The 14,577-nt window shown below is 71.9% G+C and carries 15 protein-coding genes; 12 read left to right on the top strand and 3 right to left on the bottom strand.

The features are described 5' to 3' along the window. Positions 1–14 precede the first annotated feature (14 nt). The 7 genes from E1287_RS14950 to E1287_RS14920 all read left to right on the top strand — a co-directional run bounded on the left by E1287_RS14950 (position 15) and on the right by E1287_RS14920 (position 6,427). Positions 15–560: a 2Fe-2S iron-sulfur cluster-binding protein gene (locus tag E1287_RS14950; RefSeq protein ID WP_131965534.1), complete on the top strand. Its 546-nt coding sequence runs from the start codon at positions 15–17 to the stop codon at positions 558–560. Next, positions 557–1,537 (top strand): xanthine dehydrogenase family protein subunit M, encoded by a 981-nt coding sequence (locus E1287_RS14945; RefSeq protein WP_131965533.1) that lies wholly within the window; start codon positions 557–559, stop codon positions 1,535–1,537. Before E1287_RS14950 ends, E1287_RS14945 begins: the two co-directional genes overlap by 4 nt. Beyond that, the gene (locus E1287_RS14940; protein ID WP_131965532.1) at positions 1,534–3,591 is read left to right on the top strand and encodes a xanthine dehydrogenase family protein molybdopterin-binding subunit; all 2,058 of its coding nucleotides are present in this window, start codon (positions 1,534–1,536) and stop codon (positions 3,589–3,591) included. The genes E1287_RS14945 and E1287_RS14940 overlap by 4 nt, the downstream gene beginning before the upstream one ends. A gap of 176 nt (positions 3,592–3,767) precedes the next feature. Continuing rightward, on the top strand, positions 3,768–4,262 hold the full coding sequence (locus E1287_RS14935) for an STAS domain-containing protein (protein ID WP_131965531.1): 495 nt from the start codon (positions 3,768–3,770) through the stop codon (positions 4,260–4,262). Between the two features lie 225 nt (positions 4,263–4,487). Beyond that, entirely contained in the window at positions 4,488–5,282 is a 795-nt protein-coding gene (locus tag E1287_RS14930; protein WP_207934223.1) for a GPR1/FUN34/YaaH family transporter, read from the top strand. A 96-nt stretch (positions 5,283–5,378) separates the two neighbouring features. Continuing rightward, positions 5,379–5,564, top strand: a complete 186-nt coding sequence (locus E1287_RS14925; protein ID WP_131965530.1) for a hypothetical protein — start codon at positions 5,379–5,381, stop codon at positions 5,562–5,564. 65 nt (positions 5,565–5,629) lie between these two features. Beyond that, entirely contained in the window at positions 5,630–6,427 is a 798-nt protein-coding gene (locus E1287_RS14920; protein ID WP_131965529.1) for a maleylpyruvate isomerase family mycothiol-dependent enzyme, read from the top strand. Here the strand turns inward: E1287_RS14920 and E1287_RS14915 are convergent. Together E1287_RS14915 and E1287_RS14910 are read right to left on the bottom strand one after the other, a co-directional pair. Then, positions 6,424–6,942: a nuclear transport factor 2 family protein gene (locus tag E1287_RS14915; protein ID WP_131965528.1), complete on the bottom strand. Its 519-nt coding sequence runs from the start codon at positions 6,940–6,942 to the stop codon at positions 6,424–6,426. The genes E1287_RS14920 and E1287_RS14915 overlap by 4 nt on opposite strands. Further along, entirely contained in the window at positions 6,939–7,814 is an 876-nt protein-coding gene (locus E1287_RS14910; protein ID WP_131965527.1) for a TIGR03619 family F420-dependent LLM class oxidoreductase, read from the bottom strand. The genes E1287_RS14915 and E1287_RS14910 overlap by 4 nt, the downstream gene beginning before the upstream one ends. Before the next feature lie 177 nt (positions 7,815–7,991). Here E1287_RS14910 and E1287_RS14905 point away from each other — a divergent pair, with 177 nt between their 5' ends. Then, entirely contained in the window at positions 7,992–8,921 is a 930-nt protein-coding gene (locus E1287_RS14905) for an IclR family transcriptional regulator (RefSeq protein ID WP_243719029.1), read from the top strand. Positions 8,922–8,963: 42 nt separating this feature from the next. Here E1287_RS14905 and E1287_RS14900 read toward each other — a convergent pair whose 3' ends face one another. Then, entirely contained in the window at positions 8,964–9,557 is a 594-nt protein-coding gene (locus E1287_RS14900; protein WP_131965526.1) for a flavin reductase family protein, read from the bottom strand. Positions 9,558–9,785: 228 nt separating this feature from the next. Here E1287_RS14900 and E1287_RS14895 point away from each other — a divergent pair, with 228 nt between their 5' ends. The 4 genes from E1287_RS14895 to E1287_RS14880 are packed head-to-tail and all read left to right on the top strand — an operon-like array spanning position 9,786 to position 14,544. Beyond that, positions 9,786–10,652 carry an alpha/beta fold hydrolase gene (locus tag E1287_RS14895; RefSeq protein WP_131965525.1) on the top strand — a complete coding sequence of 289 codons (867 nt, stop codon included), beginning with the start codon at positions 9,786–9,788 and terminating at the stop codon, positions 10,650–10,652. A 3-nt stretch (positions 10,653–10,655) separates the two neighbouring features. Then, entirely contained in the window at positions 10,656–12,320 is a 1,665-nt protein-coding gene (locus tag E1287_RS14890; RefSeq protein WP_131965524.1) for an FAD-binding protein, read from the top strand. Beyond that, complete coding sequence (locus tag E1287_RS14885; RefSeq protein ID WP_131965523.1) at positions 12,317–13,336, top strand: ferredoxin--NADP reductase; 1,020 nt, start codon at positions 12,317–12,319, stop codon at positions 13,334–13,336. Before E1287_RS14890 ends, E1287_RS14885 begins: the two co-directional genes overlap by 4 nt. 23 nt (positions 13,337–13,359) lie before the next feature. Beyond that, the gene (locus E1287_RS14880; protein WP_131965522.1) at positions 13,360–14,544 is read left to right on the top strand and encodes an acyl-CoA dehydrogenase family protein; all 1,185 of its coding nucleotides are present in this window, start codon (positions 13,360–13,362) and stop codon (positions 14,542–14,544) included. Positions 14,545–14,577: the final 33 nt, after the last annotated feature.

Here is a 14,577-nt window from a genome sequence, read left to right as displayed (position 1 = left end):
GTAGGCCCGGAATCATGGACAGCGAATCCACCCCGGTGCACGCCGACATCACCCTCGTGGTGAACGGACGTGAGCACCGGCTAAGCGTCGATACCCGTGCGTCCCTCCTGGACGTGCTGCGCGAGAACCTCGGGTTGACGGGCTCGAAGAAGGGCTGCGACCACGGGCAGTGCGGCGCGTGCACCATCCTCATCGGCGGACGCCGCGCCAACGGGTGCCTCGCGCTGGCCGTCGCTCATGACGGAGCGGACATCGTCACGGTCGAAGGGCTCGCGCAGGACGGACGGCTCAGTCCCGTCCAGGAGGCGTTCATCGAGCAGGACGCGTTCCAGTGCGGGTACTGCACGCCCGGTCAGCTCTGCTCTGCGACGGGGATGCTGGACGAGGCCGGGCAAGGCTGGCCCAGCGCCGTTACCAGCGACCTTGGTTCCGAGCCCGTCCTGGACGACGACGAGATACGCGAACGGATGAGCGGCAACCTGTGCCGGTGCGGCGCCTACGTCGGCATCGTCGCGGCGCTGAGGGACGTGGCGCGCCGCAAGGAGGCGGCGGAGGCATGAGGCCCTTCACCTACGAGCGCGCCACCAGCGCAGAAGACGCCCTAGCGCGACACGACGGCGAGACCTACTACCTCGGCGGCGGAACCAACCTCGTGGACCTGATGCGGCTCGGCGTGGAAACACCGGCCAGGCTCGTGGACGTCGCGCACCTCCCGTACGACCAGATCCAGCTGAACCCGGACGGCGGGCTCCTCATCGGCGCGGCCGTGAGCAACAGCGCGCTCGCCGCCGACCGGACGGTGCGTGCGGGGCATCCCATGCTGGCCCAGGCCGTCCTGGCGGGGGCGTCCGGGCAGATACGCAACCTGGCGACCGTCGGCGGCAACCTTCTGCAACGCACACGCTGCTCCTACTTCCAGGACGCCGCCAAGCCGTGCAACAAGCGGAACCCTGGCAGCGGGTGCCCGGCACGGGAGGGCGAGCACCACAACCTGGCGATTCTGGGTCATTCGGAGGCGTGCGTGGCGACGCACCCGTCCGACATGGCGGTGGCGTTGTCGGCGCTGGACGCTTCAGTGCACGTCCTTGGGCGCGCCGGGCCGAGAACCATCCCGATGGACGAGTTCCACCGGTTGCCCGACAACGAGCCAGAGCGCGACACCGTCCTGGAACCGGGCGAGCTCGTCACGACGGTCGAGGTTCCGCCGCTCGGCATGCCGTCCAGTTACCGCAAGGTCAGGGAGCGGGCGTCGTTCGCTTTCGCGCTGGTGTCGATTGCGGCGGCGCTGGACGTGGACGGCGGCTCCGTACGGGACGTCCGGCTGGCGCTGGGCGGCGTGGCGCACAAGCCGTGGCGGGCCTGGTTCGCCGAAGAGGCGCTGCGCGGGCGGCCCGCGACGCGGGAGTCGTTCCTGCGCGCCGCCGAGGCCGAACTGGACGCCGCCGAACCGCTGCGCGACAACGCCTACAAGGTGCCGCTCGCGCGCAACCTGATCGTCCGGGCGCTCACAGAGTTGGGGGAGGGGACCGCGTCATGACCGAACGGCTGGAGAGCCGCGAGAAGGTCACGGGAGCGGCGCGTTACGCGTTCGAGTACCCGGTCGAGAACGTCGCGTACGCGGCGGCCGTCCAGGCGAGCGTCGGACGCGGCGAGATCACGGCCGTCGACACCGAGGCCGCGATGGCGCTTCCCGGTGTGCTCGCCGTCCTGTCGTGCGAGAACGCGCCGAAGCTCAGCGATCCGCCGGACGGCGAACTGGCCGTGTTCCAGTCCCGGACGGTCTCCTACCGCGGCCAGTTCGTCGCGGTCGTGGTCGGCGAGACGCTCGAAACCGCTCGGGAAGCGGCCCGTCTCGTCCATGTCGAGTACGTGTCGGAGGCGCCGGACGTGCGGCTGCGCAACGACCATCCCGACCTGTACCAGCCCGGCAAGGTGAATCCGGTCTTTCCCGCTGAAACCGAGCTAGGCGAGCCAGAGGAAGAGTTCAACAATTCAGCAGTCCGCGTGGACGTCACTTACACGACGCCCGCCGAGCACAACAATCCGATGGAGCCGCACGCCACCCTCGCCTCCTGGGACGAGCACGGACACCTCACGCTCTACGACTCGACCCAGGGCGCGTCGACCGTCCAAAGCATGCTCGCCAAGACATTCGGCCTGGATCCGTCGCATGTGCGGGTCGTGGCCCCGCACGTCGGTGGTGGGTTCGGCTCCAAGGGAATCCCCAAGCCGAACGTCGTCCTGGCTGCGATGGCCGCAGGCGCCGTAGGGCGTCCGGTCAAGTTCGCCGTCCCGCGCCAGCAGATGTACGCGACGACCGGCTACCGGACGCCGACGATCCAGCGTTTCAGGCTCGGCGCCGACACCGACGGACGTCTGAACGCGATCATCCATGAAGTGGTGGAGCAGACGTCCACCGTCAAGGAGTTCGCCGAGCAGACCGCCACGCCGACCCGCGTCATGTACCAGGCGCCCCACCGGCGGACGTCGCACCGGCTGGTCGCCTTGGACGTCCCCACACCGTCCTGGATGCGCGCCCCGGGCGAGACGCCCGGCATGTACGCGCTCGAATCCGTCATGGACGAGCTCGCCGTCGCCACCGGCATCGACCCGATAGAGCTGCGCATCCGCAACGACACCGACCGGGAGCCGGAGAGCGGCCTGCCGTTCAGCTCCCGCAACCTCGTCGCGTGCCTGAAGGAAGGCGCCGGCCGCTTCGGCTGGGCCGGGCGCGACCCCGCGACAGGTGTCCGCTGGGAGGGCCGCAAGCTCATCGGCACGGGCGTCGCCGCGTCCACCTATCCCGCCTACATGAGCCCCAACCGGGCGACCGCCCGCGCCGAGCCGGACGGGACGTTCACCGTCCGGATCGCCGCCGCCGACATCGGCACCGGCGCCCGCACCGCCCTCGCCCTGATCGCGGCCGAGACGCTGAAGGCGGACCTCGGCGACGTGACGGTCGAGCTGGGCGACAGCGCGTTCCCCAGGGCGTCCGTCGCGGGCGGCTCGTCCGGGACGGCAGGCTGGGGGACGGCCGTCGTCCGAGCCTGCGAAGCCTTGCGCGGCAAGTTGAACGGCGCCGTCCCGCCCGAGGGGCTGGAGGCGGAAGCCGACACCGCGGCCGAGCTCAAGGCGCGCGAGGAGTACGCCCGGCACGCGTTCGGTGCGCAGTTCGCCGAGGTGGAGGTGGACGCCGACACGGGCGAGGTCCGCGTCCGCCGGATGCTCGGCGTCTTCGCCGCCGGGCGGATCATCAACCCGACGACGGCCCGCTCCCAGTTCATCGGCGGCATGACGATGGGCGTCGGCATGGCGCTGATGGAGGAGAGCGTCATGGACGAGGAGTTCGGCGACTTCCTCAACCGGGACCTCGCGCAGTACCACGTCCCGGCGTGCGCCGACGTCCGCGACATCGACGCGGCGTGGGTGGAGGAGTCCGACCCGCACCTGAACCCGATGGGCTCCAAGGGCATCGGTGAGATCGGCATCGTCGGGGCGGCCGCGGCGGTCGGCAACGCCGTCCACCACGCGACCGGCATCCGCGTCCGCCATCTGCCCATCACCCCGGCCAAGCTCCTCCAGGACCTCTGACCATAACCGCGTGATCGCCGTGTACCAGTGGTGCCGTGGCGGACGTCCCGCAAATGAAATCGCTCCCGATCGTTGTTTTCCCGCCCGGTTGGGGCCAGAAGGCGCCGACAGATGAGAGCCTGGGATATACGGGACCGCACACGAAGCGGCACCCCCGGGCCTAAGGCGAGGAGCGGATGACGGTCTGGCGGATCACCGACGGTGAGGACGGCGTCGAGTCGGGCGAGCGGGCGTCCCCCGGCTCCGGCTCCGAGGCCGCCCCTGGCTCCGGGGCCGGCTCCGGAGGCGGTTCCAAAGGCGGGTCCCGGGGCGGCTCCGGCGGTGACGGCATCGTCGAGCTCGACACCGCGCTGCTGCGCATCACCGCCTCGACGGCGGCGGCGCGGCTCGTGATGAGCGGCGAGATCGACGTGTCGAACGCCGGGGACGTGACGCGCGCTCTCGAGGCCGCCGGCGGCCGCTCGCCCGGCGACGTCCACGTCGACCTGACCGATGTCGACTTCGTCGACGTCGCGGGGCTCCGCGCCTTCAACCTCGCCGCGCGCGACCTGCACGAGACCGGGCGGATGCTCGTCCTGCACGCGGTCTCGCCGCACATCGACAAGCTGTTCGGGACGATCGGGTGGAGCACGACCCCGGGCCTGGAGATCCACTGCGGCCCCCGCGCCTGAGCGCCCATCGAACTCGCGCTCGTTGATCGGCGCACCGTTTGTTAATCAACGCGCCACGTCCGCCCCCGCGCGCGGCAAACGATTCCGGCTATACCCGAGATGTTGTTGAGTAGCCGTTCTGGGGCAGTTTGACGCTCAAAACCACGGTTAGGGGCTTTTGTATAGCTCTCTCCTATTCCAGAGGGGGATCTCATGGCAAGGCGAAGAGAGCGTGCGGAAGCGCCCATGGCCGATGAGCGCGCCGAAACGGCGACGCCGGCCCAAGGCGCCGCGGCGGCCGCCCCGGGCAGGGGCGCCGACATGCCCGGCGAGCACGCGCTGTGGGAGGACCGGACCCGCATTTCCCTCCAGCCCGTCGCGGCCCCGTCCATCCTCGGGCTGTTCGGGTTCGCCGGCGCGATCGGGATGTTCGGGGCCTGGCAGGTCGGCTGGTACGGCGACGCCGGCACGCCGCTGGTCATATGGCCGTTGCTGCTGACCTTCGGCGGCATCGCCCAGTTCCTGGCGGGCATGTGGGCCTACCGGGCGCGCGACGGCCTGGCCACCGCGATGCACGGCATGTGGGGCGCGTTCTGGATCGGCTTCGGGCTGCTGTTCATGCTGGTCGGCATGGGCGCGTACCCGGTGGAGCAGGCGCCGGTCCTGGGCACGGCCAGCGAGGGCTTCGCGCTCTGGTGGATCATCCTGGCGGTGGTCACCGCGCTGGGCGCGCTGGCCGCGCTCGGCGCGAACCTCGTCATGGCGCTGCTGCTGGCGGTCGCCGCGGCGGGCGCCGGGTTCACCGCGGCCGGCTTCTGGACGCCGTCCGACTGGGCGCTGGACGTCGGCGGCTGGATGTTCGTCGCGTCCGCGGTCATCGCCATGTACGCGGCGGCCGCGATGATGTTCGAGAACACCTTCGGCCGGACGATCCTGCCCATCTTCAAGATGCGCACCCGGAGCACCAGCGCGGCCGGACGCCGCGGGACCCGGCCGCTGGAGTACCGGCACGGCGAGCCCGGAGTGAAGGTCGGCCAGTGAGCGTGGAAGTTCGCTGATCTTCGGCGTTTCGCCTTGACATTCCCGTTGCCCTATCCTGGGCCGATCCAGAACGACCCGGCTCGGAGGGGAGCGGGAATGTCATCGGCCGTCCGGCGGACGTGGCGGCGCCTCGTCCAGACCTACCACGTGCTCTGCGCGCGGGACGACGCCGCGGCGCGCGGCTACACCGTGCCCAGCGGCGTGTGGGCCTGCGTGCGCTGCCACCAGCCCCACCTCGAACTCGCGGCCCTCCGCCACCACCTCCGCACCGAACACCCCTGAGGCGTTAGCCGCGTTCCAGGCGCACGGGGGCGCGTCGTAGGCTCGGGAGCCGACGGAGGGCTGACATGAACGAGCCGATGCGCACCAACACCGCCGCCTACGAGCAGACGATCCGGTCCACGCTCGCGCTCGCCGCGACGCTCGCCGACGCCGACTGGCTGCTGCCGACCGAATGCCCCGGCTGGACGGTCAAGGACCAGGTCTCCCATCTCGTCGGCGTCGAGCTCGGCCTGCTGGGCGAGCCGGAGCCCGAGGTCGAGGTCCCCGACTTCGAGCACGTCCGCAACGACTTCGGCCGGTGGCTGGAGGCCGCGATCCACGTCCGCCGCCCGCTGCCGGGCCCCGTCGTCGCCGCGCAGCTCGCGGACGCGCTGGAGCGCCGCCTGGCCCAGCTGCCCGGCCTCGACCCCGACCGCGTCGTCATGTGCCCGGACGGACGCGAAGGCCCCTACAGCCGCCTCGTGAAGTTCCGCGCCATGGACTGCTGGACGCACGAGCAGGACATCCGCCGCGCGGTCGGCCGCCCCGGCAACCTCGACGCCCCGGCCGCGCACTCCTTCTGGGAGCTGATGAGCGTCGCGCTGCCCCGGATCGTCGCGCGTCCGGGGAAGGCGGAGCCGGGCCGGTCCGTCGCGTTCACGATCTCCGGCCCGCCCGACTTCCGCGCGGCCGTCCGCGTGGACGGCGATCGGCGCGGCCAGTGGGCCGAGCCGGCCGACCCGACCGCCGAGCTCGCCATGGACCTGGAGACCTACGTACGCCTCACCGCCGGACGCTGCACGCCCGACGACGTCACCGTCCAGATCGACGGGGACAAGGAGCTGGCCGGCCGGGTCCTCGCCAACATGGCGATCACGCCCTAGCCCTCGCGCCGCGGACGATGCCGCACGGCCCCCGGGAAGTGGGCGGCCAGGAGGTCGGGGGACTCGTCGCGGCCGTCCAGGACGCGGCTCGTCCGGTTCGTCACGCTCCACCCGGACGGGGTGCGCCGGAGCCGCCACCGGTTCGCCGTGGCGCGCCGCAGCGCGAACCCGTCCTCCCGGTTGATGATCATGAGGGTGTAGCCGATCGCGGTGGCCTCGTCGCCGGACGCGGAGACGGTGACGTGCGGAGGCCCGACGAAATGCGCGCAGCCGCCGCCGATCCAGCCCTGATGCCCGGCGGAGCGGACCATCGCGTCGATCTCCGCCCGTCCGGTCATCAGGATCTCGTCGACGTCGTAGACGCCGTCCTCGTCCCAGAGCGCGGCGACGTCGCCGGCGCAGCCGCTGTCGACCAGCGGCCCGTACGACAGGATCAGCCGGGTGATCGCGCGCTCGTCCTCCAGGAGGCGCAGCCGCTCCTCCAGCGCGTCCAGGCGGGTTTCGAGATCGGTCACCGCTTCTCCTCGAAGGTCAGCTCGTAGGGCCCGGCGAGTTCGCGCAGCGCGGCGAGCTGCTCGCGGTAGTGCGCGGGCGACGAGGACGCCAGCCGCACGCCCGCGATCGTCGCCCCCGCCTCGCGCACCCGGGCCAGCGCGGCGCCGGCGGCGTCCGGGTCGCCGCCCGGGTCCAGCGGGCGGGACGGCCCCAGCACCACGTCGAACCCGGACGGAAGATCGCAGGACGCGAGCATCTCGGCGAGCGTCCCGAGCGGCAGGCCGAACGGCACCCAGCCGTCGGCGGTCAGCGCGCGGCGCAGCGAGCGGCCCGTCCGGCCGCCGATCCACAGCGGGACGCGCTCCTGGACGGCATGCGGCTCCACCACCAGCCCGGAGAAGCGGTAGTGCGGGCCGTGGTACTCGGGCATCCGCCGCGACAGGGACGCGCGGAGCGCCGCGACGGCGTCGTCGGCCCGCTCGCCGCGTCCCGCGAACGGGGCGCCGAGCAGGTCGAACTCCTCCTCCAGGCTGCCGACGCCGAGCCCGAGCGTGAGCCGCCCGCCGCTGACGCGGTCGAGCGTCCCGTACCGCTTGGCGATCGCGAGCGGATGGTGGTAGCCGAGCACCAGGACCTGGGTGGCGAGCCGGATGCGGGCCGTCCGCGCGGCGAGGTAGCCGAACGTGGCGAGCGGGTCCCAGTACACGCCGCCGCGCCGCTCGGCCGCCCCGGCGGGGACGGCGACGTGCTCGCTGCAGGTGAGGTGGTGGTAGCCGAGCCGGTCGGCGGTCTCGGCGATCCGGGCGACGTCCTCGATCTCCGCGTCCCGCTCCCACGCGGCGGCGCCGGGCGGCGGCTGCGCCACCACCGGCGTGACGATGCCGACACGCATCGTTGCTCCCCTCGTCGTAGAAAAACGTTCTATCACGCCTTCGAGGACGGTCCAGTGGCCGGGCGATGCTTCGCAGACTCGGCTGACCTTGCCTTACACGCCCCCTTCCCAAGGGACCAAGCGGTTGCTAGATTCCAGATAACAAGAATTCATTTCAGTCGGGCTCCGGGAGGTGCGATGACCGAGGTCATGACGGTGGAGGCGGCGGATCCGGCGGCGTCGGCACGGCGGGAGTCGCCGCCGTCCATGATCGAGCGGATGACGCTGATCCTGGACGCCTTCAACGGCCCGTCCGCCCGGCTGACCCTGGAGGACGTGGCGCGCCGCACCGGGCTGCCGCGGTCCACCGCGCACCGGATCCTGGACCAGCTCGTCCGGCAGCGCTGGCTCGCGCACCACTCGTTCGGCTACGGCCTCGGCCGGCGCGCCCTCGGCCTCGGCGGCCGGGACGGCGGGCACGGCAAGATCCGCGAGGCGGCGGCGCCGCTGCTGCACGAGCTGCAGGTCACCACCGGGCTCGTCGCGCACCTCGCCGTCCTGGACGGCGCGGAGGTCTACTACCTGGACAAGCTCGGCGGGCGGCTCGCCGCGTCCGTGCCGTCCCGGGTCGGCGGGCGCGCCCCAGCGCACTGCACCGCGCTCGGCAAGGCGATGCTGGCGTGGCTGGAGCCCGAGCAGGTGGACGCGCTGCTCGGCCCCGAGATCACCCGGTTCACCAACCGGACCATCGGCGAGCTCGGCACCCTCCACCAGGAGCTGCACCGCGTCCGGCAGCGCCGCGGCCTGGCGTTCGAGCGCGGCGAGTCGTATCCCGGCATCGCGTGCGTCGCGGCCGCGATCCGCGGCGCCGAGGGGCCGGTCGCCGGGATCTCCCTGGTCGGCGACATCCGCGCACCGCTGGAGAACGTCGCGCCGCTGGTCGTCACCGCGGCCCGCGAGGCGTCGCAGACCCTGTTCCCCGGCTCGGCGCCGGGGAGCCGTGGCGGGGGGCGGGCGCCGGCCCGCGCCCGGCGGAACGGGACCGGCGGGACGGCGCAGGAGTCGACCTGGTCACCGGAGACGATGAACCGCCTCCTCGCCGTGGACGGGCGAGGCGACTGGATGTGAGCCGCCGGTCGAGCGCGGACAGCCCCGGCGCCGGGCCCGCGGTCAGCCCCAGCCCCACCGGTCGCCGATGCCCCACGGATCGGGGGCGATCGGCGCGTCGGGCTCGTTGATGCCGAACCGGCTGCGGAAGAACACCATGGGACGCCGCCAGGCGCCGTCCCGGATGTCGTGCCGCTCGATGCCGAGCACCCGTCCGACGACGATCTCGTGGTCGCCGGCCTCGTGCACGTCGTGGACGGCGGCGTGCACGCAGAGCAGGACGTCCCGCAGCGCGGGAGTGCCCCAGGGCGACACGTCCCATTCCAGCCCCTCGAACTTCGCGCCCCGGCTCGATCCGAACCGCTCGCACAGCTCCCGCTGCTCCTCGGCCAGCACGTTCACGCAGAACCGTCCGGTCGCCCGGATCCGCGGCCACGAACGGCCGCGGCGGTCGGCGCAGAACAGGATCAGCGGGGGCTCCAGCGACACCGACGCGAACGACTGGCAGGCGAAACCGACGGGCTCGCCGCCGTCGAGGGCCGTGACCACGGTGACGCCGGTGGCGAACTCCGCCATGGCCGTCCGGAAGTCCGCCGGGTCCGGGGCGGTCCCGGACCCGGCTCCGGAGTCTTCGGTGAGCGCTGGCTCGGCTGGCATCTGTTCACCTCGGGGGCTCATGGCGGCGTCCTCTTCATTTCTAACAAGTGATGCTGAAGCGGCATCGGTCAAGGGGTGCCCGGCGATCCCAATGAGTGGAAGCGGCCGCGAACGGGCCCTCGCGGGGCCGCCGCCGGACGGACGTCCCGCTGATCGGGATCGGCGGGACGGCCGCGCGGCCGGGCCGATTACGTTCCGGGCAAGCCACCCTCGGAGGACTGAGAGATCATGCCCACGGAGTTGACCTACGAGTCGACACTGCGCGAGCTCGCCACCGACCAGGGCGTCCTGCGCTACCACGAGGCCGGCGAGGGCCCGCCGCTCCTGATGCTGCACGGCTCGGGCCCGGGCGTCACCGGGTGGCGGAACTTCCGCGGCAACCTCGCGCGGTTCGCCGAGCACTTCCGGTGCCTGATCTTGGAGTTCCCCGGTTTCGGGGTCAGCGACCCCACCGACGAGCATCCGATGATGGCCGCCGGGGGCGCCGCCGTCCGGTTCCTGGACGGCCTGAACCTCGGCCAGGTCGACGTGATCGGCAACTCGATGGGCGGGATCATCGGCACGCAGGTCGCGCTGGCGCACCCGGACCGCGTCCGCCGCCTGGTCACGATCGGCGGCATCGGGCGGAACGTCTTCAGCCCGGGGCCCGGCGAGGGCATCAAGCTGCTGATGGAGTTCACCGACGACCCGACCCGCGAGCGCCTGATCCGGTGGCTGCACTCGATGGTGTACGACCCGGAGCTCGTCACCGAGGAGGTGATCGAGGAGCGCTGGCGGCAGGCCACCGACCCCGACACGCTCGCCGGCGCCCGCCGCATGTACGGATCGAAGGCGATGGCGGCCCGCGCGAAGGCGATGGCCCGGTCGGACGAGCCGCCCTACTGGGCGATGCTCCACAAGCTCAAGGCCAAGACGCTGATCACGTGGGGACGGGACGACCGCGTCAGCCCCGTCGACATGGCCCTCGTCCCGATGCGGACGATCCCGGACGTCCAGGTCACCGTCTTTCCGAACTGCGGGCACTGGGTGATGATCGAGCAGAAGTCCGCCTGGGAGAGCGCCGTCCTGGCGTTCTTGACCATGAAGGACAACTGACCGATGGCCGCGTGGGATCACGAGTACGACCTGGTCGTCGTCGGCAGCGGAGGCGGCGGGATGACGGCCGCGCTGACCGCCCACGACGCCGGGATGAGCGTCCTGGTCGTCGAGAAGGGCTCGAAGTTCGGCGGCTCCACCGGCATCTCAGGCGGCGGCATCTGGATCCCGAACAACCCGGTGCTGAGGGCGCGCGGCCATGACGACAGCCGCGAGTCGATCCGCCGCTACCTGGACCTTCTCACCGAGGGACGCGTCCCGGCCGCCCGCCTCGACGCGTTCGTCGACAACGGCCCGGCGGCGATGGAGCTGATCCTCAAGAGCAGGTGGATGCGGTTCTTCTGGACGAAGGGCTACGCCGACTACCACCCGGAGCTGGACGGCGGCCGTCCGCAGGGCCGGTCCATCGAGGCCGTCCCGTTCGACACCCGCGAGCTCGGCGAGGACGAGAAGCACCAGCGGCCGAACAGCATGAAGGGCCCGCTCGGCCTCTGGATCACCGCGAAGGACTACCACGACCTCGCGATGGCCAAGCGCACCTGGGCGGGACGGAGGGCGTCGCTGGTGGCGGCGTGGCGCGTGTCGTCCAACGTGGTCCGGCGCCGCCACATGGCGACCGGCGGGCGGGCGCTCGTCGCCCGGATGCGGATGGCGCTCAAGGACGCCGGCATCCCGCTCTGGCTGAAGACGAGCATGACCGAACTCGTCACCGACGAGGCGACAGGCCGCGTCACCGGGATCGTCGCCGCGAGGCGCGATGGCACGACGGTGCGCATCCGCGGCCGGAAGGGCGTCCTCCTCGCGACGGGCGGTTTCGACCACAACCAGGAGATGCGCGACAAGTACCTCCCCAAGGGCGGCCAGGAGGACTTCGCGATGGGCGCCCGCGAGAACACCGGCGACGGCATCCGCGCGGGTGAGAGCCTCGGCGCGGCGCTGGACCTGATGGACGACGCCTGGTGGATGCCCGCCGTTCGGCACCCGGCCGGGGCGACGATCCCGCTGGTGTCCGAGCGCGCCATCCCCCGGCAGGTGATCGTGTCGCAGGACGGGACGCGCTTCACCAACGAGGCGGCCCCGTACGTCAACTTCGTCCACGACCAGCTCGCGGGCGGCCACGTCCCGGCCTGGTTCGTGATGGACGCCAAGGCCCGCGCCCGCTACCCGTTCGCGCAGATCCTGCCCGGCGCCCCGATTCCGAAGGAGTTCTACGACGCCGGCATCGCGGTCAAGGCGGGCACGCTCGCGGAGCTGGCCGGGAAGGTCGGCGTCCCGGAGGCCGCGCTGGTCGAGACCGTCCGGACGTTCAACGGGTACGCCCGCGCGGGCGAGGACCCGGACTTCGGCCGCGGCGACTCCGCCTACGACCGCTACTACGGCGACCCGAACCTGAAGAACCCGAACCTGGACGTCCTCGACACCGCGCCGTACTACGCGTTCCGGCTGGAGGTCGGCGACCTCGGCACCAAGGGCGGGCTCGTGTCGGACGAGCACGCCCGCGTCCTGCGCGAGGACGGGACGGTCATCGACGGCCTGTACGTGACGGGCAACGCGTCGGCGTCGGTGATGGGCAACGAGTACGCGGGGCCTGGCGCGACGATCGGCCCGTCCATCGTGTTCGGCTACATCGCGGCGCGCCACGCGGCCGCGGCGGCGGAGCGGCCATGACGACTCTGAAGGCGCGGGTGGTCGACGTCGTCCACGAGACGGCGGACGCGCACTCGCTCGTCCTCGAACCCGCCGAGGGCGACCGGGACCGGTTCTCCTACCGTCCCGGGCAGTTCCTCACCGTCAGGGTCCCGGCCGAGGACGGCTGGGCGGCGCGCTGCTACTCGCTGTGCAGCTCGCCGCTCACCGACGACCGGCTGAAGGTGACGGTGAAGCGGGTGGACGGCGGTCTCGGGTCCAACTGGATCTGCGACAACGTCACGGCGGGCGACGTGCTGGAGGTGCTGCGCCCCGCCGGGACGTTCACGCCGTCGTCGCTGGACGACGACCTGCTGCTCGTCGCGGGCGGCAGCGGCATCACCCCGGTGATGTCGATCCTCAAGTCCTGCCTGGCCGGCGGGACGGGCAAGGTCGCCCTCCTCTACGCCAACCGGGACGAACGATCCGTGATCTTCGCGGGGGAACTCCGGTCCCTCACGGAGGCCCATCCCGATCGCCTCACGGTCGTCCACCTCCTGGAATCCGTGCAGGGACTGCCGACGCCCGCCACCCTCCGCTCGCTCGCCCGCCCCTACACGGGCCGGCAGGCGTTCGTCTGCGGCCCAGAGATCTTCATGGACCTCGTCACCGGCACGTTCACCGATCTCGGCATGCGCGTCCACGTCGAGCGCTTCTTCTCCCTGGAGAACGACCCGTTCGAGGAACCCGAAGCGCCCGACGAGCCCGATGCCGATGGGGAGGCCGGCGAGATCGAGGTCGAGATGGACGGCGAGACGCGGACGGTGCCCTGGCCCAAGTCCGAACGGCTCCTCGACGCCCTGCTGCGCGCCGGGGTGGACGCCCCGTTCTCCTGCCGGGAGGGCAACTGCTCGGCCTGCGCCTGCGTGGCGCTGGAGGGCGAGGTCACGCTGGACGCCAACGCGGTCCTCGACGAGCAGGACCTCGCCGAGGGCCTCATCCTCGCCTGTCAGGCGAGGCCGGTCACCGACCGGCTGAAGATCACCTACGACGGCTGACGACACACCACGGGAGACAGGCGATGACATCACGGGCGCTGGATTCGATCATGGAACGGGCGGAGCAGATCCGCGATCTCGGCCCCGTCAACGAGACCCTCGGCAGGCTGGACGACAAGGCCGCGCAGGCGCTCCGCGAGGCCGGCGTGATCCGGCTGCTGCAGCCGGAGGCGCACGGCGGCCTTGAAGTCCACCCGCGCGAGTTCGCCGAGACCGTGATGGGCGTCTCCGCACTGGACGGCTCCACCGGCTGGGTCGCCGGGATCGTCGGCGTCCACCCGTGGGAGATGGCGTACGCCGACCCGAAGGTCCGCGAGGAGGTCTGGGCCGACGACCCGGACGTCTGGATCGCCTCCCCGTACGCGCCGATGGGCGTGGCCCGCCCGGTGGACGGCGGCTACGTGTTCAACGGCCGCTGGCAGTTCTCGTCCGGCACCGACCACTGCGACTGGATCTTCCTCGGCGGAATGCTCGGCGACGCCGACGGCAAGGTCGCGCAGCCGCCCCGCTCCCTCCACCTGATCCTGCCGCGCTCCGACTACGAGATCGTCGAGGACTCCTGGGACGTCGCCGGGCTGAAGGGCACCGGCAGCAAGGACGTCATCGTCAGGGACGCCTTCGTTCCCGCCTACCGGACGCTCGAATACACCAAGGTCGTGGACGGTTCCGCGGCCCGCGAGGCGGGGCTGACGAACCCGTCCTACCTGATGCCGTTCTCGTGCGTGTTCCCGCTCGGGATCACCTCGGCCGTCATCGGCATCGCCGAGGGCGCGCTGCACCACCACATGGCCTACCAGCGCAACCGCGTCCAGATCACCGGCACGAAGATCAAGGACGACCCGTACGTGCTGTACGCGATCAGCGAGGCGGCGGAGGAGATCAAGGCGTCCCGGACCGCGCTGCTGGACAACTGCTCGCGCGTCTACGACCAGGTCGCCGCCGGTCACGAGCCGACGTTCGCCGAGCGCGCCGCGGGCCGCCGCACGCAGGTCCGGGCGGCGTGGCGGGCGGTGCAGGCGATGAACGAGATCGTCGTCCGGTCGGGAGGGAACGCGATGCGCGGCGACAACCCGATCCAGCGGTTCTGGCGGGACGCGCACGTCGGCCTCGCCCACGCGATCCACGTCCCCGGGGCGGTCTACCACGTCTCCGCCCTCACCGACCTGGACATCGAGCCGCCGCAGGGCCCCATGCGCTCGATGATCTGACCGCGCCCGATGCTGACCCGAACGACGAGACGA

The organism is Actinomadura sp. KC06 (assembly GCF_004348735.1).
Classification (GTDB): Bacteria; Actinomycetota; Actinomycetes; order Streptosporangiales; family Streptosporangiaceae; genus Spirillospora.
The sequence above is the reverse complement of the archived record's forward strand: the minus strand, read 5'-3'. Positions and strand labels throughout refer to the sequence as shown.